General features: G+C 40.6%; 17 protein-coding genes and 3 pseudogenes. 19 read left to right on the top strand and 1 reads right to left on the bottom strand.

Annotated elements, in window-relative coordinates; all coding sequences use genetic code 11:
• The first annotated feature begins 276 nt into the window (after nucleotides 1-276).
• The 18 genes and pseudogenes from FLP15_RS12245 to FLP15_RS13500 all read left to right on the top strand — a co-directional run bounded on the left by FLP15_RS12245 (nucleotide 277) and on the right by FLP15_RS13500 (nucleotide 18,873).
• Nucleotides 277-1,941, top strand: a complete 1,665-nt coding sequence (locus FLP15_RS12245; RefSeq protein ID WP_142767332.1) for an ABC transporter substrate-binding protein — start codon at nucleotides 277-279, stop codon at nucleotides 1,939-1,941.
• 70 nt (nucleotides 1,942-2,011) lie between these two features.
• Nucleotides 2,012-3,118: an ABC transporter ATP-binding protein gene (locus FLP15_RS12240; protein ID WP_142767331.1), complete on the top strand. Its 1,107-nt coding sequence runs from the start codon at nucleotides 2,012-2,014 to the stop codon at nucleotides 3,116-3,118.
• Nucleotides 3,115-4,095: an ABC transporter permease gene (locus FLP15_RS12235; RefSeq protein WP_142767330.1), complete on the top strand. Its 981-nt coding sequence runs from the start codon at nucleotides 3,115-3,117 to the stop codon at nucleotides 4,093-4,095. The genes FLP15_RS12240 and FLP15_RS12235 overlap by 4 nt, the downstream gene beginning before the upstream one ends.
• A 1-nt stretch (nucleotide 4,096) precedes the next feature.
• Complete coding sequence (locus FLP15_RS12230; RefSeq protein ID WP_142767329.1) at nucleotides 4,097-5,092, top strand: ABC transporter permease; 996 nt, start codon at nucleotides 4,097-4,099, stop codon at nucleotides 5,090-5,092.
• On the top strand, nucleotides 5,089-6,147 hold the full coding sequence (locus tag FLP15_RS12225; protein WP_142767328.1) for an ABC transporter ATP-binding protein: 1,059 nt from the start codon (nucleotides 5,089-5,091) through the stop codon (nucleotides 6,145-6,147). The genes FLP15_RS12230 and FLP15_RS12225 overlap by 4 nt, the downstream gene beginning before the upstream one ends.
• Nucleotides 6,148-6,224: 77 nt before the next feature.
• Nucleotides 6,225-7,936 (top strand): annotated as a pseudogene (locus FLP15_RS13900) (glycoside hydrolase family 3 N-terminal domain-containing protein); the annotation flags it as partial.
• Between the two features lie 186 nt (nucleotides 7,937-8,122).
• Entirely contained in the window at nucleotides 8,123-8,347 is a 225-nt protein-coding gene (locus FLP15_RS13895) for a fibronectin type III-like domain-contianing protein (RefSeq protein ID WP_223804774.1), read from the top strand.
• Nucleotides 8,344-9,817: pseudogene (locus tag FLP15_RS12215) on the top strand (6-phospho-beta-glucosidase). Before FLP15_RS13895 ends, FLP15_RS12215 begins: the two are co-directional and overlap by 4 nt.
• The gene (locus tag FLP15_RS12210; RefSeq protein ID WP_142767327.1) at nucleotides 9,818-10,240 is read left to right on the top strand and encodes a DUF1801 domain-containing protein; all 423 of its coding nucleotides are present in this window, start codon (nucleotides 9,818-9,820) and stop codon (nucleotides 10,238-10,240) included. It begins immediately after the preceding pseudogene.
• 411 nt (nucleotides 10,241-10,651) lie between these two features.
• Nucleotides 10,652-11,587 carry an ROK family protein gene (locus FLP15_RS12205; RefSeq protein ID WP_142767326.1) on the top strand — a complete coding sequence of 312 codons (936 nt, stop codon included), beginning with the start codon at nucleotides 10,652-10,654 and terminating at the stop codon, nucleotides 11,585-11,587.
• 292 nt (nucleotides 11,588-11,879) lie between these two features.
• Nucleotides 11,880-12,317 (top strand): hypothetical protein, encoded by a 438-nt coding sequence (locus FLP15_RS12200; RefSeq protein WP_190288307.1) that lies wholly within the window; start codon nucleotides 11,880-11,882, stop codon nucleotides 12,315-12,317.
• A gap of 533 nt (nucleotides 12,318-12,850) precedes the next feature.
• Nucleotides 12,851-14,107: an LPXTG cell wall anchor domain-containing protein gene (locus tag FLP15_RS12195; protein ID WP_190288306.1), complete on the top strand. Its 1,257-nt coding sequence runs from the start codon at nucleotides 12,851-12,853 to the stop codon at nucleotides 14,105-14,107.
• Between the two features lie 88 nt (nucleotides 14,108-14,195).
• The gene (locus tag FLP15_RS12190) at nucleotides 14,196-14,582 is read left to right on the top strand and encodes a nucleoside triphosphate pyrophosphohydrolase family protein (RefSeq protein WP_142767324.1); all 387 of its coding nucleotides are present in this window, start codon (nucleotides 14,196-14,198) and stop codon (nucleotides 14,580-14,582) included.
• The gene (locus FLP15_RS12185) at nucleotides 14,539-15,051 is read left to right on the top strand and encodes a thiamine diphosphokinase (protein ID WP_223804651.1); all 513 of its coding nucleotides are present in this window, start codon (nucleotides 14,539-14,541) and stop codon (nucleotides 15,049-15,051) included. Before FLP15_RS12190 ends, FLP15_RS12185 begins: the two co-directional genes overlap by 44 nt.
• A 23-nt stretch (nucleotides 15,052-15,074) precedes the next feature.
• Nucleotides 15,075-15,176 (top strand): hypothetical protein, encoded by a 102-nt coding sequence (locus FLP15_RS13890; protein WP_425351496.1) that lies wholly within the window; start codon nucleotides 15,075-15,077, stop codon nucleotides 15,174-15,176.
• A gap of 449 nt (nucleotides 15,177-15,625) precedes the next feature.
• On the top strand, nucleotides 15,626-16,549 hold the full coding sequence (locus tag FLP15_RS12180) for a Gfo/Idh/MocA family protein (RefSeq protein WP_142767323.1): 924 nt from the start codon (nucleotides 15,626-15,628) through the stop codon (nucleotides 16,547-16,549).
• A gap of 627 nt (nucleotides 16,550-17,176) precedes the next feature.
• A pseudogene (locus tag FLP15_RS12175) lies at nucleotides 17,177-18,509 on the top strand (amino acid permease).
• 262 nt (nucleotides 18,510-18,771) lie between these two features.
• The gene (locus tag FLP15_RS13500) at nucleotides 18,772-18,873 is read left to right on the top strand and encodes a hypothetical protein (RefSeq protein WP_245392055.1); all 102 of its coding nucleotides are present in this window, start codon (nucleotides 18,772-18,774) and stop codon (nucleotides 18,871-18,873) included.
• On the opposite strand, the gene FLP15_RS12165 is transcribed toward FLP15_RS13500, so the two are convergent.
• Nucleotides 18,844-19,143, bottom strand: coding sequence for a GIY-YIG nuclease family protein (locus FLP15_RS12165; protein WP_142767321.1), 300 nt, complete (start codon nucleotides 19,141-19,143; stop codon nucleotides 18,844-18,846). The two genes, FLP15_RS13500 and FLP15_RS12165, sit on opposite strands and share 30 nt — an antisense overlap.
• 392 nt (nucleotides 19,144-19,535) lie before the next feature.
• Between FLP15_RS12165 and uvrA the strand changes: the two genes are divergently transcribed.
• Entirely contained in the window at nucleotides 19,536-22,358 is a 2,823-nt protein-coding gene (uvrA, locus tag FLP15_RS12160; RefSeq protein ID WP_142767320.1) for an excinuclease ABC subunit UvrA, read from the top strand.
• Nucleotides 22,359-22,450 lie beyond the last annotated feature (92 nt).

Below are 22,450 nucleotides of genomic sequence, written 5' to 3'. Positions count from 1 at the left end.
GTTCAGAATCGCTAGTTAATGCGATTGATGAATCTCGATTTTTTACATCTTTATTATTTTTGTATGTATTAAGATAAAATTGTACCGTATTTTTGGTACCGCTCCCAAAAGGTAATATAGCTATTGACTCTACAATAAAAACAGATATAATGTAAGCGTAATCAAAATTCAAAGGGCTAGCCCTTTCTCTTATCATAGATAAGAGAATACTAAATGGAAGTTAGACTTTGTATTTTAATTTGTAAAATAAAATTGTTTTCATTAGGAGGAAACAAAATGAAACTTTGGAAAAAAGTTGCACTTGGTAGTGCATCTGTCCTTGCCGTTGCAACACTTGCTGCCTGTGGCTCATCAAGTGCTAGTGGCAACAAAACTGCAGCACCCTCACATGTGCTTACATTTGGTAAACCAGATGGTCCCCAAACGAATAACTCAAATCCCTTCTTAGGAACCTCAGCAGCTTCAGTGCAAGGTTACCGTTATGCGATTTATGAAACATTGGTTCAATATAATGATGTTGACCCCACTCAAAAACCTCAAGGTTGGTTAGCCACAAAATGGGAATGGAACTCAGATTATACCCAAGTTAAATTTACTATTCGTAAAGGTGTGAAATGGTCAGATGGAAAGCCACTGACTGCAGAAGATGTCGCTTATACTTTCAATCTTATGAAAAAAACACCAGCTTTGAATAGCCAATCTATCCCATTTGGAGATATTACCACATCTGGTGATACAGTAACGATTAACTTTACTTCAAATCAATATGTTCACCAAAGTGCAATTTATGGACAATTTATTATTCCAGAACATATTTGGAAAAATCAAGACGCAACAAAGTGGACTGACCAAAAGCCAGTAGGTACAGGGCCTTATATCCTTAAATCTTGGTCTACTCAAGGTGTAACTTTGACTGCAAATCCAAATTATTGGGGTGGAAAACTTAAAGTTCCAACGATTCGCTATATTGAATACAATGATAATACATCTTTGACAAATGCAATGACTTCAGGTCAAGTTGACCACGGCTTTGTTTATATCGCAAATTACAAGACAGCATGGTTGGCAAAAAATAAAGCGAATAAAGCATGGTATCCATCAACACTGGGTAACACAACGTTATTTACCAATGATGCTAAGGGAGCTTTCTCAAATCTTAGCTTCCGTCAAGCAGTATCAACAGTGATTGACCGCGCACAACTTTCTCAACAAGGAACCACAGGTGCATCAAGTCCAATTACGAGCGTTACAGGGCTTCCAGAATCAGGTAAAGATTTTATCTCGTCAGATTATACAGGACAAACTTTCAAGACGAGTCTTTCTGATGCAAAAACAATTCTTACAAAAGCTGGCTATACAGGAGTAGGGACTAAGAATGGTTTGAAGGATGCAAAAGGTAATGCAGTAACAGTCATGTTGACAGACCCAGCAGGTTGGTCAGACTATGATGCAGAACTTCAACTTATTGGTTCTGAAATTGAATCTTTGGGTGCAAAAGTTACAGTTCAAAATCCATCTTATGATACATGGAATGATCAAATTTCTAAGGGAAACTTTGATGGTGCGCTTCACTGGACAGATTCTGGCTTTACTCCATACAACATCTACCTTGATTCAATGGATCAATCTTTCTACAAACCACTTGGACAAGTTGCAACCTATAATTTTGGTCGTTTCCAAAATCCAGAAGCCTCGGCTGCTCTGAAAGATTATGCTAATGCAACTTCTGACGCACAAAGAACGAAAGACCTTGCCACGATTCAAAAGGTATATGTAGAACAAGTTCCAGTTATTCCTGTACTTGAAGTTCCAGTTTGGGGAAATTATACAGAAAGATACTACACAGGATGGCCAACGAAAGAAAATCCATATACAGATATCAATATGACAACGCCTGCTGAAACCTTAGTTTTAACTAAGCTAAAACCAGCGTCAAATTAAAGGCTAAAAGGAGTAGAGAAAAGGGTTCTTTTGAGCCCTTTCTTTACTAGCTTGTGAAAGGAGTGAAACATTGTCAAATACTGAAAATAATAAAAATGAAATTCCAGTTTTGAGTGCTAAACATATTGTCAAGCACTTTCCAGTTGGTGGAATTAAACGTGATAAGGTTGTACACGCAACAGATGATGTCAGCCTTGATTTGTACGCAGGTCAGGTGGTTGCTCTTGTGGGAGAGTCTGGCTCTGGTAAATCTACTATCGCAAAATTATTAAGCCAACTTGTGCCGATTACGAGTGGTACGATTGAGCTTAATGGACAGCCAGTTAAGGCAAAATCAGGAAAGGGGTTTCGTGAATATACCAATCAAGTACAAATGATTTTTCAAGACCCTTTTGGTTCATTGAATGCCGTACATACGATTCGCTATATTCTTGGACGTGCTTTACAGATTCACAAAAAGGGATTACGTGGTAAAAAGTTAGAAGAAGCCGTGATTGAATTACTCCAGAGAGTAAAATTAACACCAGCGGAGCGATATATTGATAAATTTCCTCATGAACTTTCAGGAGGGCAACGTCAACGGGTTTCTATTGCACGTGCTTTGGCTGCGGACCCTAAAGTGTTACTTGCTGATGAACCAATCTCTATGCTAGATGTGTCGATTCGCCTAGGGATTCTTAATTTACTTAAAGATTTGCGTGACAATGAAGGCATTGCAATTTTGTATATTACGCATGACGTGGCTTCAGCTCGATATTTTGCTGATGAGACTTTGGTCATGTACGCAGGGCGCGTCATAGAGCGTGGCCCATCTGAGATGGTCACACAACATCCAGCGCATCCTTATACGGATTTGTTGGTCAACTCGGCACCTGACCCTGATGCGCTAAATGCCCTGCGGGGCGAGGCACATGGTGAAGCGCCAAGTTTGATTGACCCACCATCAGGTTGCAGATTTCGGACGCGTTGTCCGTTTGCTACGGAACTTTGTGCGCGTGAGGTACCACCAACTGTCAGAGCCGCCACAGGTCAAGAAGTGGCGTGTTGGCTTTATACGGACAATCCTGAAGCGATGGTCAATATCGGAGATAAGGGTGAACTTAAAACAATCCATGATATGGAGTTACCTGATGAAGTCAAAGAAAAAATTGCTCAAAATAAGGAGACTAACTCATGAAATTTTTCATTCGTCGTGCGGTTTTTTATATCGTAACGGCATGGGCAGCAGTAACGTTGAATTTCTTTATTCCTAGACTTATGCCTGGAGACCCTGTACAAGCATTAATCGCACGTTATCAGGGACAAATTTCAGTTGACGCGGTTAATTCATTGCGTAAACTTTTTGGAATGGATTCTCATGAAACGCTTTGGCAACAATATATTGATTATTGGGTCAAACTTTTTCACGGTAATCTCGGTGTATCACTACAAGCTTACCCGACAAAAGTTTCTACAATTATTGCTCAATCGCTACCTTGGACGATTGGTTTGGTTGGATTGGCAACGATTATTGCTTTTGTGATTGGGACAACAATTGGTATTATTCTTGGTTGGCGTCGTGGAACAAAATGGGATGCTTTGATTCCTATTACAACTTTCTTTTCATCTGTTCCTTATTTTTGGATTGGATTAATGGCGATTGCGATTTTTGCGACAGCATTACAATGGTTCCCTCAAGGAGGTTCGTACTCAATTGATGCTGTTCCAGGTCTGAATGGGGCATTCATTTCTTCAGTAGCGTATTATGGATTCTTACCAGCTTTGACAATTGTTTTAAGTTCAATGGCCGGATGGATTCTTGGAATGCGTAATATGATGGTCACGGTTTCTTCAGAAGACTACGTAACAGTAGCTCATGCTAAAGGATTGAGAGAATCAGTGGTGATGTTTCGCTATGCTTCAAGAAATGCGATTTTGCCACAAATTTCTGGGTTTGCTTTATCACTTGGTTTTGTGGTTTCTGGGACTTTGGTTATGGAACAAGTTTTTAATTATCAAGGGATTGGCTATCGCTTGCTTCAAGCAACAAATAATCACGACTATCCGTTGATGCAAGGAATTTTTCTTGTGATTACAATGTCGGTTTTATTGGCAAATATTGTGGCAGATGTGGTTTATGCGTTTCTTGACCCACGGACGCGAAAGGAGGGGTAAAATGTCTGAAGTAAAACAAACATCAGAGCCAAAAGTGGCAAAAAAACAGCATATGGTTTTCTTACGCAACACTAAGTCAATCATCGGTTTAAGTATCTTTGCTTTCTTTATCTTGGTCGCAATTTTTGGACCAATACTTGCACCATTTGACCCAAATAAAACATCTCCTTTGTCAAATGCTGCACCGTCGATGCAACATTTTTTGGGAACAACCAATGTGGGACAAGATATTTTCTCACAATTAGTTATCGGAACACGTGGGGTCATGGTTGTAAGTTTATCTACGGGTGTGATTGCAACGGTATTGGCTGCAGTTATTGGTGTGTCAGCTGGTTTTCTATCTGGTTGGGGAGATGAAGGTTTGTCAATGCTGACGAATATTTTTCTTGTCATTCCTGGCTTACCTTTGATTATTATTATCATGGGGACGATGCAAAATGCGGGTCTTGGTGCGATTGTACTGGTCATTTCCTTTACTGGTTGGGCATGGGGTGCGCGGGTATTGCGCTCACAAACGATGTCTTTGCGGACAAGAGATTTTGTTGAGGCGGCGCGTGCTTCTGGCGAGTCACGTTGGCGTATTATTATCTTTGAGATTTTGCCAAATTTGACCGCGATTTTGGCTTCAACTTTTATTGGAACGGTAACGGCTGCGATTATGTCACTTGTGACTTTATCTTATATTGGGATTATACCACCTTCAGATTGGTCTTGGGGAACAGTGCTTTATTATGCGCAAAATAATGGTGCCTTTACTTCTGGACAATGGTGGTGGTATGCGCCTGCTGGGCTTTGTGTGGCATTTCTTGGTATGAGTCTTGCTTTGATTAATTTTGGTATTGATGAATTTGTCAATCCACGCTTGCGTAATACGGGTATGAATGCGAAAATTTTGAAGAAACGTGGTATTCGTCCACGTGTTGGTTTTACACCAATTGCTAATCATAATCATGATGATAGAGGACGTGTCATCAAAGAACAGGAGGTAAAATCATGACAGATTTTTCAAAGGCAGAGCCTGTACTTGAAATTAAGAATTTGAGTGTGGATTATGGTTATACAGATGATGCGGCACACGTTTTGCGTGGGGTCAGCTTGACCTTGCATGAGGGTGAAGTCTTAGGCTTGGCTGGTGAATCAGGCTGTGGGAAATCAACTTTGGTTTACGGTGCGACGCGTTTGTTACCTCCGCCTGGATTGATTACGACTGGCGAAGTTTGGATAAAAGGGGTCAATGGTGAACGGCGCGATTTGCTGAAAATGACGGATAAAGAGCTACGCGAACAACGCTGGGTTGATGAAGCGGTCGTTTTTCAAGGGGCAATGAATTCGCTCAACCCTGTGTATAAGGTGGGACGGCAAATTAAGGATGCCATACAGGCACACCGTCCAGATTGGGACAAAGCGCAACTGCAAAAGCGTGCGGTCGAACTCATGGAAATGGTGGGTATTTCTCCTGACCGTTTGGAATCTTTTCCTCATCAACTTTCAGGTGGGATGCGCCAACGGGTCATGATTGCGATGGCTTTGGCGCTAGAACCTAAAGTTTTGATCATGGATGAGCCGACGACAGCGCTTGATGTGGTCATGCAAAGGCAGATTGTGGAGCAGATTACGGAGTTGCGTAAGAAACTAGGATTTGCGGTTATTTTTATCACGCATGATATGTCTTTGCTGATTGAGATTGCGGATCGAATTGCGATTATGTATGCGGGTCAGATTATTGAAGATGGACCTGCGCTGGATTTGTATGCACACGCAAGACATCCTTATACGCGTGGTTTGATTAATTCATTTCCACCTTTGCATGGACCAAGACGAGAACTGGGTGGGATTCCTGGCACGCCACCTGATATGGCGACTTTGGGTGCTGGTTGTCCTTTTGCTGATCGCTGTGCTTTTGTTCATGAGGGTTGTCGGGAGTATGAGGTTGATTTGAAATCAACGGATGTCTCGGGAGATGACGCGAGTCATCTGGTTGGATGTATTCTTTATGATGAGATGAGGCAAGGAAAAGAACTCCCTGCTCAGCTGACTGGTGATAAAAAGTAAAAAAGTGTAAGATAAGCGCTAGAATGAATGGTTTCCTCCTGTTATTGTTCTAGCGTTTATTGTTTTGAGGTGTAAAGATGGATGAAAAGAGATTACGACAGTTGTTCCAGTCAATGACTTTGGTTGAAAAGTTGGGTCAGATGACACAGACGACTGGGGAGCATTTTGTGGGCGCTGAATTTGCTGCTGAATTGGTAGTTACAGGACCTTCGATGGAAGATTTGGGATTTAATCAGGAGAATATTTATCAGATTGGCTCTGTGCTTGGTGTTTCTGGGACTGCTGCGATTAATGCTGTACAGTCCGCTTATTTGGCAAAGAGTCGGTTGAAGATTCCTTTGATGTTTATGCACGATGCGATTCATGGTTATCGAACGATTTTTCCGATTCCGCTGGGACTTGCGAGTTCGTTTGACCGTGATTTGCTGCGTGATGTGGGGAGATTGACCGCTCAAGAACTGCGTGCTTCTGGGATTCAGGTGGATTTCTCGCCGATGACAGACGTGGTGCGAGATAGCAGATGGGGCGTGTCATGGAGAGTTTTGGCGAGGATGCGCTGCTGTCAGGGCTGATGGGCGCTGCGATGATTGAGGGATATCAAGGCTCTGGCAACGGAACAATCGCACCTGACGGTGTGGTGGCTTGTTTGAAGCATTTTGCGGCTTATGGTGCGCCAGATGCTGGGCGAGATTATGCGAGCGTGGATATGAGTATGAAGGAGTTTTTCGGCTTTTATGCGAAGTCTTATGAGCTGGCTTTGAAAGCCAATCCGCGGATGGTCATGGCATCGTTTAATTCGCTCAATGGCGAGCCTGCAACGGCATCTAAATGGCTACTGGAAGAGATTTTACGTGGGCATTTTGCTTTTGATGATTTGCTGATTTCGGACTGGGGTGCGGTGTCAGAGCTGACGAATCATGGTGTGGCAGCTGATGACGCGGCAGCTGGACTTTTGGCACTTGAAGCTGGGATTGAGATTGAAATGGTTTCAAATACTTTTTTGAAACATGGTGCGAATCTCGCGGAGAAATCGCCTGAATTGTTGGAGAAAATTGACCATGCAGTTTGGAAAATTCTTGAACTTAAAAATGAATTAGGCTTGTTTGAGCAGCCCTATGCTGACAGTAGTGTAGAAGCTGATGTGGTACGCTCTGACGAGCTTGTCAGCGCTGCCAAAACCGCTGCAAAGAAAAGCTGTGTTTTGCTAAAAAATGATAATGAAATCTTGCCTTTGTCAGCGGCTGATCCAGTGCTGATCATCGGACCTTTTGCCAAAACGCAGGCGCTGCTGGGAAACTGGAACTGCAAGGGCAAGCGCTCAGAGACGATTTCTGTGGAAAATGGTTTCCGTCAGCATGCTGACCGGGTTTTTGCGTATGAATTTCTTGATGAGGTGCCAGAGGATGTGCTTGTCAGTGCTGACAGCGTGTTGGTCACGCTTGGTGAGGCTTGGGATCAGTCTGGTGAGGGACATTCGTCAGCGAATCTGGAGCTATCAAGCGCGCAGCAATCTTTGATTTTTGACCTAAAAGCTTTGGGTAAGAAAGTGATTGGACTGGGCTTTGCGGGTCGTCCGCTTGCACTTGGTGCTGTGATTGATGATTTAGATGCGCTTTTGTGGACTTGGTATTTGGGCAATGAAGCAGGCTCAGCGATTGCAGAGCTGGTCCTTGGTCTTGACAGTCCAACAGGTCGCTTGCCGATGAGTTTTCCACGGGTTAGCAGCCAAGTGCCGCTGCGCTATAACGAGCTGCGCTCTGGTAGGCCTGCCAATGACAGCACTTACAGCAGTCGTTATCAAGATTTACCGATTGGGCCGTTGTTTAGTTTTGGGCACGGGCTGCGTTATGGTCAGGTGTCGTACGAAAATATCGTAGTCTCGTCACCTGTCATCACTGACGAGCAGCCGATTTCCTTGAGTTTAACGCTTACAAATCTGAGTGAGTATGACACGGCAGAAAGTCTTTTGCTTTTCATGGAAGATCCTGTGTCAAACCTCGTGCGCCCCGTGCGCGAATTGCTTGATTTCAAGCGAATTCCACTTAAAAAAGGCGAAGCGAAACGGGTTGAATTTTCTGTCAGCACTGACAGCTTATCATACGTGGAGCATCAGGGTGAAAAACGGCTTGAAAACGGGGAAGTGCGGTTTTATATCAATGATTTGATCGCCGTTATTGGCGAGATTGAGGTGGTAAAATGAAAAAAGAATTTCCAAAGAATTTTCTCTGGGCGGAGCCGTGGCAGCGCACCAGATTGAGGGTGCTTATGATGAGGATGGGCGCGGGTTATCTTGTGCGGACGTCATGACGGCCGGTAGCAATGGCGTTGCGCGTGAAATTACTGACGGTGTTGTCAGTGGCAAATATTATCCTAATCATAAGGCGATTGATTTTTATCATCATTATAAAGAGGACATCAAACTCTTTCAGGAGCTGGGTTAAAGGTGTTTCGGACGTCAATTTCATGGAGTCGAATTTTTCCAAATGGCGATGATGAATTTCCAAATGAAGCTGGCTTGCAGTTTTATGATGATTTGTTTGATGAATTGTTGGCAAATGGGATTGAGCCTGTGATTACACTGTCGCATTTTGAGATTCCCTATCATCTTTATACTGAATATGGTGGTTTTCGCAATAAAAAATTGATTGATTTTTTTGTCAAATATGCGGATGTGGTGATGCGCCGTTATCAGCACAAAGTCAAGTATTGGATGACCTTCAACGAAATCAATAACCAAGCTGATGGACAGTCGGAGCTTCATGTTTGGACAAATTCAGCGGTGAAGATTGCTGATGATGAAAATAAAGAAGAGGTTGTCTTTCAAGCGGCTTTGAATGAATTAATTGCCTCAGCAAAGGTCGTGAAGTTGGGTCATGAGATTAATCCTGATTTTCAAATCGGCTGCATGATGGCTTATGTGCCGGTTTATGCTTATTCTTGCAGTCCGCTAGATGCAATGGCTGCTGTCAAGGTCATGGAACGACGCTATTTTTACAGTGATATTCATGCGCGTGGGCACATTCCGCGCTATACTTTAAAATACTGGGAAAAGCAAGGTTATCAAATTGATTATTCAGCTGATGAATTGCAGGCTTTACAGGATGGAACGGTGGACTATATCGGCTTTTCTTACTATATGTCAAATGCTGAGACGACGATTGTGGAGCTTGATGGACAAATGATTCCTGATTTTCCAGCGGCAAAAATGACTAAAAATCCTTACATCAAAGCAAGTGACTGGGGCTGGCAGATTGACCCTGTCGGCTTACGTTATGTGCTGAACGCGGTTTATGAGCGCTATGAAAAACCATTATTTATCGTGGAAAATGGTTTTGGCGCTTATGATAAGAAAGAATCAGACGGTAGTGTGCATGATGATTACCGGATTGACTATCTGCGAGCGCATATTGAGCAGATGGAGAAAGCCATTAATGAGGATGGCGTTGAACTGATGGGCTATACGCCTTGGGGAATCATTGACCTTGTCAGCTTTGGATCTGGCGAGATGGAAAAGCGCTACGGCATGATTTATGTGGACAAGGACAATCAGGGCAATGGCACGCTTGCGCGCAGCAAGAAAGATTCTTTTGTTTGGTATCATGATATAATTGAACATAATGGCTTGGAATTGAGTTCAGACTTACATCTTGGAATGGAGAAAGCAGTATAAGTGTTCAAAGTCGAGGTAAATTCTAGCGAAGATTATTTTAACTTTGACCTTCAACGGAAGTCAGATTTATTGCAATTTGACCAGCTTATCAAGGAGGTCGCACCAGATTTGAATGCTTATTTTCACGCTGGGACACCTATCGGCGCAAGTGGAATGCGTGTGAAATTGCTTGGCTATGGTGAGACTTTTTATCTAGACCGGAAAGCTAGAAAAGTTGAGTGGCCAATGATTGGGGTGGCGCTTCAAAAAAACTATATCAGTGTTTACATTTGGAGCGAGGTGCCGATTGACGATTATATTGGTAAGCTTGGAGAATGCAAAGTTGGCAAGAAAAATAACTTTAGCTTTCGGAATTTTTCAGATTTAAAGCTTGATGAACTCAGAAAGTTGTTGCTAGAAGTCGAAAAATATTACAAAAAATGAGTTCGCTCTCGTTGAAAGGAGTGAAAAAAGATAAAATGTTTCAATGGACGATAACCATTTCCACATTATCTTATCTCCGTAGTGTGACTACTACGCTGTCCATTGGATTGCCATTTGGCGTGGCTACTTTAGCAGCTTACAGCCAATGCCTTTTGCTCTTGGGACTTTAGTCCCTAAGCAAACGGACAAATGTCCTAGGGTCATGCGAAGCTATACTGCTTTCGCACAAAGAGCCAAGTGGCATTTTTCAACCTTTCAAAGCAGTTGGGCTCACATCTGAAAATTGAGTTCGGTGCGCTAAAAGCTAGGTGATTAGATAAAATGGAACCTGTGTCTCACACAGAACCACATTTTCCTAAATCGTTACGCTTTTGGACGAGCGCCACTCACATCTGAAAAGGAGAAGAAAAGATGTATTTAGCATTTGACATCGGCGGAACTTTTGTCAAATATGGCGTGGTCGCTGATGACGGCGAAATCTTGGAAAAAGGAAAATTTCCGACGCCTGATGAAGAAAAACCGTTTCTGTCAGCACTGACAGAAACAACAAAAAGTCTGTCAGCACGGTTTGAACTTGCGGGCATCGGTGTTTCAGCGCCAGGCACGCCCAATAAAGACGGAGTCATGGTCAATTTTGGTGGACTGACCAAAATGTATGGTCTGCCTTTGCGTAAAAAGCTGTCAGCACTGACAGACTTACCCGTAGTGGTGGAAAATGACGCGAATGCAGCTGCCATTGCTGAAAAGTGGCTTGGTGCTGGGAAGAATTATTCTGATTACATGGTGATGGCGCTTGGTACAGGTATTGGTGGCGGCATTGTCATCAATAACCAGATTTATCGTGGCGGGCATGGCATTGCAGGCGAATTTGGTTGGGCACTGACAAGCGGTATCACAGCGGTTGGTGAGCTTGAAGATGTTTCACAAAACTTCAAAGCAGCAGCTGTCATGGGACTTTTACGGACTTACAACGAAGCGCAAAAGTCCATCACGCATAACAATTTCACACCACTACTTGAGGCAAAAGAAGTCGTAGATTTGGCGGAATCAGGCGATAAAGTCGCAGGCATTGTCTTTGAGCAATTTTTGTGTGACCTTACGGTCAATCTAATGAATTTGACGGCTTGTTTTGACCCAGAGGTCATCTTGATTGGCGGTGGAATCTCGGCAAATGACTACTTCATCAAGAGGCTTCAAGCAAAATGGAGTGAGTTGATTGAGCGACATTTTGGACTGAGTCGGATAAAAAATCAAGGTCTTCTGACAGAAATCAAACCTGCTGGTCTGCAAAATGATGCAGGAATGTTAGGTGCAGCATACACGATTAAGATGAAATTGAAATCATGATAGCTTTTTGAGGTTATGAATAGGTCAACTATCACAGAGAATTTCTGGTGTTACCCATATTTTTTTATCATTTTTTGCTAATCATACTCACATCTTGTAATTGAGTTCGACTGCTTAAAACTCAGGAAAATAGACAAACGTTTCCAATGGGCAAAGCGCATTTCCGTCTTTTCCTATCTACGTGCTTTCAGCACTCCGCTGTCCATTGGCTTATATGCTGAAGCACAAAGAGCTAAGTGGCAATTTTCATCATTTCTTGCCAATCGTACTCGCATCTTGGTATAATAAAATTATGAAAAATGAAGATGATTTCCGCTTGAAACAGGCGGATTCTAAATATGAGCCAATGGTGGATTTGGCGACACGCCAATTGGCTGAACGAATGGCGGAGCGCGCGGTGGTGACGTATGAGCTTTATAAATATGATTACTTTAAACCACAGTTTATATCAGATTTTATTGCTGAATTTGTGATTTCTGCTTACGCAAATTATTGGATTAAACCAGAGCATCTTGATGAAGAAAGTATGCTGATTTTATTTGTCAACCTGGCAAGTGAGAATATGCGAGGCGTTCCTAATGAAGCAGTGCAATATCATCGGCTGTTTGGTCAGTTATGCGACCTTTACTATGAACAAGGTTGTTTGCGAGGGGTGCTTGTGGATGATTTTGAGTATAAGCAAATGCTGCTTGGGATTTTGGCGGATATCTATAGTCAGAAACTAATCTAAATTAGATGTTAAGTTCAAGTTAAAAATAAAATCCAAACATTAACAGTGTTTTAAAAAAATTAAAGTGATTACTTCATTGGTGGGGATTCTTTCTCCCCACCAATGTTAGTAGAACGAAAGCAGAGCTTGCCATTTCGCCTTATCGCTTTAGCGATTTAGAGCGAATGGACAGCGTAGCGAAGCGGAGATAGTGCTGCTTATCCCGCCACCTTTAAGAGGTGGGGGAATTGCGATTGCGACTAGGTGCTTCAGCACCGTAGCGAGCATCGACAGCGTAGCCCAAAGGCGGAGATAGCACGCACTTGCTAAGTTAAAAATGTTCTCCAATATCGGAGAACATTTTTTTAGTTTTGGGTCAATTATGAATAAATTCTAAATTTTGTATCATTTAATTCTCGATTTTCTTTAATATTATGAAAAAATAATGAAATCGTTAAGTTTTGAAAACGTTATAAATATTAGGCGATATACTATTGAACCAGTATATAAGCTTGTGTTATGATATGAAAGTAAAATTAGAAAAGGGGTATTTTATGAGAAAAAGGATTTTACAACTCTTAATAATAATTTCAGTTATTCTACTTGGAAATATTTTTTTGACAAATTTTAGTCACCTGTCAGTGCTGACAGTTTTTGCTGATACAAGTTCACCCGTGGTAGTTTCAAATGAGGAGCAACTCGTAGCAGCTATTGATGATTCGTCAGTACAAAATATAGAAATTTCTGGTACCTATCAAATCGGAGGACGCGGTTCAGGAATCCAATTAACAAAAGATTTTGACGGTAAAGGAAAAACAATCAAGGTTGCACCAAATAATTACGGTTTGTTGGTGGACGACTCTTATGCCAATAATTCATATGGAGCTATTTCTCCAAATAAAATCACGATTTCCAATGTGAATCTCGTTTCAGAAGGTGGCGCAACAGCTCTGCCTGTGCTGAATGTTATTTCGACTGATGATTTGACTTTATCAAATGTCACGCTTGATATGAGCGCTGCTCAAAACTTACAAGCAACGATGAATCTCAAAGCTGTGAGCGATGTTGATTTGAGCGGAATCACGGCTGCTGGAGCAGGAGCTTTTATTGATTATTCACCTAAAACTGCAAATACAATGAATTTAAGTTTTGATGATGGTATGAAGGTGGCTACTGGAGCTGCATTGGTGATGGATGAGAGTAATGGTGCAACTTTAAGCTTTGCAACAAACCCAATGGATACCTTCTTTACAGAATTACCTTCTTATGATACAGCAGGGAAGATTGATATTGCAGAAAAAGTCGTTTCTGGAGAAATTCCTGCTCCTTTGATTGCAAGTATTACTTACTCAACGACAACAAAAACAGAAAAAGCCGTTACAGCGACTTTGAGAGCCAATAAAGCGATTACCATCAAAAATCGTGCTGCGGGTTGGACAGCGACAGATAGTAGCAACAAAGTTTTTACAAAAGTTTTCACAAGAAATGCTTCAGAAACAGTGAATTTTATAGATGATGACGGTGAAAGTGCGACGGCAAATGTTTTCGTTAACTGGATTGTAGAGCCAACTCCTTCCAGCTCCCAACCAACTCCTCCAAGCTCAACAACAGCACCATCCAAAGCTGCTCCGAGCTCAACAGAAACGGTAATTTCGCCAACTCATTCGACAAATAATGAACCAAAATCGAAAGAAAAGGCAGAACTTCCAAAAACAAATGATACATCAGGAAGAACCCTTAGTTTTGTTGGAATAAGCCTTCTCGCAACTTTAGCAACTTTTGAATTTTATAGAAAAATTATCAAAAATTAACTTACAAACTTGTCGTAAAAAGATACGGCAAGTTTTATATTTTTGATGATATGCTATAATTGAGAAAGAGGATTAGAGCGGAGAATATATGGATTTAAATGAATACCAAGAAGCAATTGTGAAGTTTGATATGAACGGAGATATCCGAAATATAGACAAAATTGATTTTGCTTTTTTGGATAAAGTTTTAGGGTTGTCAGGGGAGTCTGGAGAAGTTGCTGACAAAGTAAAAAAAATAATTCGTGACCAAGAAGGCCGGATAAGAAAAGAAGATAAGCTTGCCCTAAGTAAAGAGCTAGGAGATGTCCTATGGTATGTCGCAACTACTGCTAGGTACTTAGGGCTGTCATTAACAGATGTAGCTGGGACAAATTTGAGTAAGCTTGAAAGTCGTCTCGAGCGAGGAAAAATTTCAGGGCAGGTGATAATCGATGAAAATTTTGATTGTCGCAGGTCTAGCGAAAGTCCTTCCTAGCGAAAGTTTTGACAGAAAAATCGGCGTAGACCGTGGAAGTTTGTTTTTGATAGAAAACGGGCAAGAGCCTGACCTTGCGGTAGGAGATTTTGACTCTGTCAGTGCTGACGAATTTGAAAAAATTTCTGTCAGTAGTAAAGAAATTGTCAAATTGCCTGCTGAAAAAGATAAAACTGATTTAGAAGTTGCTTTGGATTGGATATTGGAAAAATTTCCAGAAGCAGAACTTACAATTATTGGAAGTCTTGGCGGGCGTTTAGATCATTTGCTGACCAATGTTTTTTTACCGACACGACCTCAGTATCAGGCTTTAGCTGAAAAAATAACAGTAATCGATCAACAAAATCTAGTGCGTTATTTATTACCTGGGCGCCATATTTTATATCAGATGGAACCTTATCGCTACATTGGTTTTATGCAAGTAGAAAGTGCGGATACGCTTGCGATTGAAGGGCAAAATACCCTTTAAAAGCAGAAGAAAATTTTAGTCAAATTTATGCAAGCAATGAATTTATCAGCAATAAAATGACCGTATCACTTGAGCAGGGAATGGTCATTGTCATTTATTCTAGGGATAGAAAAGAGATAAATTAATTGAGTTCGGAACGCTAAAAGCTAGGCGATTAGATAAAATGGAACCTGTGCCTCGCACAGAACCATATTTTCCTAAATCACTATGCTTTTGGGCGAGCGTTCCTCACATCTTGTAATTGAGTTTGTCCTCCTTGAAAGGCGTGAAAAAAGATAAAATGTTCCAATGGACTTCGTCCATTTCCACATTTTCCTATTTTTCAACCTTTCAGAGCAGGCGGGCTCACATCTTAAATTGAGTTCGGGGCGCTAAAAGCTAGGCGATTAGATAAATTGGAGAACCGTGCGTTCGCACGAACCATCCAATTCCCTAAATCGCTACGCTTTTGATCGAGCGCCCCTCACATCTTAAAATGAAAGGAATTGAGTTCCAGATTTCTTGTCCAATCTAGCAGGAGCGCTGATTATAACGTGCCAACGGCAATTTTCGTATTGGAACTCACATCTAAAAAATGATTATCGGAGTAATCGGAGCAACATCAAATATTGCAAGTAAAGCTTATTTACCAGTTTATGCAAAAATGCAGGCTGAACATCGCTTTGTTTTGTATTCTCGTGAATGGGAAAAAGCTGAAAAAGTACGTCAACAATACAAGTTTGAGTACGCTACAGAAGACTTAGCTTCACTCGAAACATTGGATTTGCTCATTATTCATGCAGCAACAAGCCAGCATTTTGGACTAGCAAAACGCTATTTAACAGCAGGAGTTCCAGTATTAATGGATAAACCTGTGTCAGAAAATCTAGCAGAAGTTCAGGAGTTACAACGACTTGCAGAGGAAAATAATGTCCTTTTCGTTGTTGGTTTCAATCGTCGTTTTGCACCACAAACAGAAAAGCTCAAAGCTGTGCCACATAAAAATATGGTAAAAGTCAGCAAAAATCTTGCGCATCAGGCAAGCAGTAATGTGCAATTTTCAATGTATGATATTTTCATTCATCCATTGGACACATTGATTTATCTGTTAGATGATGAAATTTTGGACACGCATACTTCCATCAATTTTGATGAAGAGGGGAAATTAGTACGTGCGGCTGTCATGCTTGAAACAGCGACAACTACAGGGATTGCGACAATGAATCTCATGTCAGGTGCCTTTATGGAAGAATTTACAGTAGAGTCACAAACAGAAACATTACGTCTGTCAGAACTGACAGAACTTGAAAAATTTGTAGGACTTGACTGTCAGCACTTTGGTATCAATGGCTGGCAATCAGCAACCTACAATCGTGGTTTCGACCATTTAGTACAAGGAATGGTTGAAGCTGTAAAAAATTTTGATGGCAAAAATCGGTTAGAACTCTTGAAAACGCTTAAACAAGATAATATATTCAAGTCACACGAAATCATTTCTAAAATGTTAGAACAAAAGTAATCCTGTCAGTATGCTGACAGTTTGCACCATTTCGGAAAGTTGTGTCAAAAGTTTTGTCATCTCCACACGCTAATGCTCGAATGTCCGTTCTCGCTAGGTGACTGAAGTCGCAAGTCGAGCCGCAGCATACTGACAGAATCTTGTCAGATAAAAATAGCGCAAAATTCAGTTGATTCTTGCAATTTGTTCAAAAAGACAGTATAATTATAGAAAATTCAGGATAAGGAGAACCAGATGTATTCACAACAATTCACAGTCTTTTACTTTTGGCGCGGATAGTTTGTGTTTATGCAGAGGCGTAGATACAACTTTTGAGTATACTCAAAATTCTGCTGCCTGCGATTCTCAGGAAGACCGGATAGTAAAGTGCTATTCGGTCTTTCTTTTTGGATTTAAAAAATTGTGGCAGATTTTAGGAAATGATGAAATTTCTGATTAAAGTAAAACTAATCGCAAACGACTCCAAGCAGGGTTTTACGTGATTTGACCACAGTTAATTGAGACAGAATGCTTGAAATCTGTGAAAAAGCCAAAACTTACTAGGAAGTTACATTATCTTATTATGGTTTTCTATTTTTCACATTTAAAAGTAAATTCTACTCATATTTTAAAGAAATGGAGAATTTCATGGAAAATTCTAAAAAAGTGTTGAAGTCTTCACTCAAAACTCGACACGTTGTTATGCTCTCACTTGGGGAGCGATTGGTGCAGGTCTTTTTGCAGGTTCAGGCTCGGCGATAGCTGCAGCTGGTCCATCTGTTATTTTTACCTACTTAATTGCTGGACTTATTTTATTTGTCGTGATGCATGGTGTTGGACAGATTGTACTTCACCAAAAAACACGATCTGTAGGTATGGCGGGATTGATTGAACCGTATGTGGGCAAGCGTTTTGCACACTTTACCGACTGGGTTTACTGGTCAACATGGATGTGTGTCACAGTAGCAGAAGCATCTGCTATCGCTCAATTTTTGAGTGTATGGTGGCCTAAAGTTCCAGATTGGATTTTTGTACTCATTGTAGCGTTGATTACTTTGGGAATTAACCTTTACTCAGTACGAGCATTTGCTGAAACAGAGTACTGGCTTGCGATAGCAAAGATTGCAGTTATTATTGTTTTGATTGTCTTAGGAATTTGGTTTCTCTTTGCTCAAGTCCTTCATATGGGAGTAGCAGATGGATTGGGACGGATGAATGCCTATGGTGGTTTTGCACCCCATGGGATGAAAGGCTTTTTCAACGCCATGCTGATGGTAATTTACTCCTATGGCGGTTCTGAGTTAGTGGCTATTACTGTTTCAGAAGTGGAAGACCCGAAGACAGCGATTCCTAAAGCAATTCGTGGAGTAATGACTCGTATTGTTGCATTTTATTTCATTCCGATGTTTCTTTTTATTGAACTCTACTCTTGGAAGTTTTTAAGCACAACAAAAGAAAGCCCATTTGCACTCATTTTTGATAAATTTGGAATTCCCGGGGCGGCACATATCATCAACTTTATTATCATTTTAGCGCTTTTTTCAGTGATTAATTCAGCAATCTATGCAACATCACGCTCGCTTTATTCACGGACAAAAGATTCAAAACTTGGGGCAGCACGCTGGTTAAGCGCACTTTCTGAGAAGAATGCACCTTTACACGCCATTGCTTTTTGTTCTGGACTGCTATTTATTGGTGTTATCTTGTCTTATATCTTTGGAGCAAATCTTTTCAATTATCTTGCAGGTTCAATCTCATATACGATTTTGATTGTTTGGATTATGCTTTTAATCTCAAGTTTGATTTTCTATTTTAAAGGTGGATATGGTTCAGCCTTTATCAAAATCATCTCCGTTTTGACCTTAGTTGTATTACTTGTGATTGGCTATTTCACAGTGACTTCAAATCCTTGGGACTCACTGTTTTCGCAATTGTAATCTGTTTAGCAAGTCTGCTTTCTTATCATAAGGCAAAAGAATAACAATCGTCTCCTTAAGAAAAGTATCTTCTTATTATTACTTGAAACCTCTAAAAGGATTAGAAAATTCTAATCCTTTTTGTTTATTATAATATAACAAGTAAAAAGCAAATACATCAGGATAAAATTAAATTTCTTATGCGAGAAACCGAAAAAGAAATAGCAGAAGATGGAGAAAAAATTTCGGAGAACAACTACTGGAGGATATTGCAAAGGGAAAATTGACTCAAATTACCGAAGAAAGTTTCCCAGCACTGGAGAAACAATGAGTTTACTTGGGATTTCTGGTATAGCTCTATTGGCTCTAGGAATGATGATTAAGAGTAAAAAACTCTCGTCAATTTTGACGAGAGTTTTGATTGTTTAAGAAGGCAGTTTTAAGTTGCTTGTTTTTAATTAGAGTTAACTTTTGTTTGCGATTTAACGTGTGCTTGAACCACCATTCGCACTTAGTAGCTTCGGATTTATTGTCAAACTCAATAGAAGTCAAGAGTTTGACTGGTAATCTTGGTTTGGTATATTTTGCTCCTTTTCCAGAATTGTGTGTAGCTACGCGTTTTTTTACATCATCTGTATAGCCACAGTAGAGTGTATTATCGGCGCACTGTAGAACATAGACATAATAATTTTTCGTCATAAGTCAGATTATACCATTTCAGGTGCTCAAAGTTAAGAATTGACTTTGTTTTCGTGGTATAATAGATTTAATTCATTTGTAATTTATAAGAATATCAGGAAGGATGGCAAATTTGACCAGACTTCAGAAAAGAGCTATAAAAGTTGGTTAGACAATAGTTGCCTGACTGAATAAATAACTTTTTATACTAGTTCACCTCTAAACGACAGACTTGTTTAGTAGTTGAATTGCAAATATACTGCCTTTTGCTCTTACCATTTTGCCTTGCTGCTTTAGCAGATTGCGATTTGAACTTGCCACTTTAGCGGAGCAATTTCTAAAAAGTATTTTAGAAATTAAGCAGTATTAGTCTCTTTTCCAAAGTATTAATAGGTCAATTTTGTATACTAAATATGCCACAAGATAAAATCATCATTCACGGAGCGCGTGAACATAATCTAAAAAATATTGATGTTGAAATTCCTCGAGACAAACTTGTCGTTGTCACAGGTGTTTCGGGTTCTGGGAAGTCCTCACTTGCCTTTGAAACTTTGTATGCAGAAGGGCAACGTCGTTATGTTGAGTCATTGTCTGCTTATGCCAGACAGTTTTTAGGTAATATGGATAAACCTGATGTAGATAGTATTGACGGTTTGTCGCCTGCAATTTCCATTGACCAAAAAACAACCAGTAAAAATCCACGTTCAACGGTGGGCACAGTGACGGAAATCAATGATTATCTGCGCCTTTTGTATGCTCGTGTTGGTACGCCTTATTGTATCAATGGACATGGAAAAATTTCTGCTCAATCTGTTGAGGAAATTGTCGAACAAATCCTTGAATTACCAGAAAAAACACGGCTACAAATCCTTGCTCCTGTTGTAAGAGGTAAAAAAGGAACGCATGTCAAGATGTTTGAGCGTATCCAAAAAGATGGGTACGTTCGTGTTCGTGTTAATGGCGAGGTTTATGATGTTTCTGATGCACCAGAGTTAGATAAAAATAAAAAACATAATATTGAAATCGTCATTGACCGTATTGTAGTCAAAGAAGGTATTCGTTCACGTCTATTTGACTCTGTTGAAGCAGCACTTCACCAAGCAGAAGGTTATGTGATTGTGGATAAAATGGATGGTGAAGAACTTTTATTTAGTGAGTTTTATGCTTGCCCAGTTTGTGGGTTTACGGTGCCCGAGCTGGAACCGCGTTTGTTCTCATTCAATGCACCATTTGGTTCTTGCCCTGACTGTGATGGTTTGGGGCTTAAGTTAGAGCCTGATGTGGATTTGATTATTCCAGATGGGACAAAAACTTTGCGTGAAGGTGCGATTGTTTATTGGTATGGTAAAGCGTCTACTTATTATCCAGCACTTTTAGAACAAGCAATGACACAATTTGGTGTAGATTTAGATACACCTTGGGAGGAATTATCGGAGAAAGATCAAAATCTTGTCTTGCATGGTTCTGGGGAACGTTTATTTCATTTTTATCATGAAGGTGATTTTGGACTACGTGACCAAGATATGACTTTTGTTGGTGTGATTCCTAATCTATGGCGTCGTTTTCAGTCTGGAATGACAGAGTCAGCACGTGAAATGGCGCGAGCTTACATGACAGAGTTGACTTGTACAACTTGTCATGGCTATCGCTTGAATGATCAAGCGTTGTCTGTCAAAGTTGGCGAAAAAAATATTGCAGAATTTTCTATTTTGTCAATTGGAGATACGCTTGACTATGTAGGGACGCTTCATTTATCTGAAAACAATGAAATTATTGCAAAACCGATTTTGAAAGAGATTAAAGACCGTTTGACTTTCTTGAAAAATGTAGGGCTAGATTATCTGACCTTATCACGCTCTAGTGGGACTTTATCGGGTGGTGAGTCGCAACGGATAAGACTTGCGACACAGATTGGGTCAAATTTGTCAGGAGTTTTGTATATTTTAGATGAACCCTCGATTGGGCTTCACCAAAGAGATAACGACCGATTGATTGAATCTTTGCAAAAGATGCGTGATTTGGGAAATACTTTGATTGTGGTGGAGCATGATGAGGATACGATGATGGCGGCGGACTGGTTGATTGATGTTGGACCTGGTGCGGGGGACTTAGGCGGAGAAATCATTGCCTCTGGAACACCAAAACAAGTGATGAAAAATAAAAAATCACTGACAGGGCAGTATTTGGCAGGTAAACGCAGTATTCCAGTACCTGAAAAACGACGTGCAATTGATAATAAGAAAATGGTCAAAGTGTTTGGTGCTGGCGAAAATAATTTACAGAATATTGATGCTGAATTTCCTCTTGGATTGATGACGGTAGTCACAGGGGTTTCTGGTTCTGGAAAATCGACGTTAGTCAACAGTATTTTGAAGAAAGCTTTAGCTCAAAAATTGAATCATAATTCTGAAAAACCAGGGAAGCACAAGAAATTGACAGGTTATGAAGGTATCGAGCGCTTGATCGATATTGACCAATCTCCGATTGGACGGACACCACGGTCAAATCCTGCGACTTATACTTCAACTTTTGATGATATTCGTGATTTGTTTGCCAATACGAATGAAGCAAAAATTCGTGGTTATAAAAAAGGACGTTTCTCTTTTAATGTCAAGGGCGGACGTTGCGAGGCTTGCTCAGGTGACGGAATTATCAAGATTGAAATGCACTTTTTGCCGGATGTCTATGTGCCCTGTGAAGTTTGTCATGGAAAACGTTATAATTCTGAAACTTTAGAAGTACATTATAAAGGGAAAAATATCTCGGAAGTATTGGATATGCGTGTGTCTGATGCGTTAGATTTCTTCCGCCATATTCCAAAAATTGAACGTAAATTGCAAACGATTGTTGATGTCGGATTGGGCTATGTTACACTCGGACAGCCTGCAACGACGCTTTCAGGTGGTGAAGCGCAGCGGATGAAATTGGCATCTGAATTACAAAAACGAAGCACAGGTAAATCTTTTTATATTTTGGACGAACCGACAACGGGACTTCATTCAGAAGATATTGCAACTTTGATTAAAGTTTTAGACCGTTTGGTTGACCAAGGAAATACGATTGTTGTCATTGAGCATAATCTTGATGTAATTAAGACAGCAGATTATATCATTGATCTCGGACCTGAAGGAGGCTCTGGTGGTGGAACCATTCTTGCTAAAGGAACGCCAGAAGAAGTTGCCGAAGTTGCTAACAGTTATACAGGACACTATTTGAAAGCAAAATTAGAGAAATGAAGTCAAGACTTATTCAGTGGGAGTTTCGTAAAACATTTGTCCATTTTCTCTAGTCGCTTCAGCGACTAGAGAAAAGAGCAACTCACCACTGA

This window comes from Lactococcus protaetiae (assembly GCF_006965445.1).
GTDB classification, from domain to species: Bacteria; Bacillota; Bacilli; order Lactobacillales; family Streptococcaceae; genus Lactococcus; species Lactococcus protaetiae.
This window is presented reverse-complemented; position numbering and strand designations above follow the sequence as displayed.